The following is a 262-nucleotide window of genomic DNA, read 5'->3' on the forward strand; positions in this document are numbered from 1 at the left end:
ATCCCGAGCTCGACGCGGCCCGGCGCGAGCGTCGCCAGCAGGTTGAAGTTCTCCGCTACCTTGTAAGGGCTGTAATGCTGCAGCATGACGCCGCCCGAGCCGATGCGGATGCGCTCGGTTTGCGCCAGCAGATGCGAGATCAGCACCTCCGGCGACGAGCCCGCCATGCCCGGCGAGTCGTGATGCTCCGACACCCAGAACCGCTCGTAGCCGAGCGACTCCGCGAGCTGGGCCAGCCGTATCGTATTGGCCAGCGCTTGCG

At 67.2% G+C, this 262-nt stretch carries 1 protein-coding gene; it reads right to left on the reverse strand.

All coding sequences use genetic code 11. The features are described 5' to 3' along the window. Nucleotides 1-262: LLM class flavin-dependent oxidoreductase (locus tag PA598K_RS35395; protein ID WP_128661323.1), on the reverse strand; the 262-nt coding region annotated here is incomplete at both ends.

It is taken from the genome of Paenibacillus sp. 598K (assembly GCF_003851045.1).
Classification (GTDB): domain Bacteria; phylum Bacillota; class Bacilli; order Paenibacillales; family Paenibacillaceae; genus Paenibacillus_D.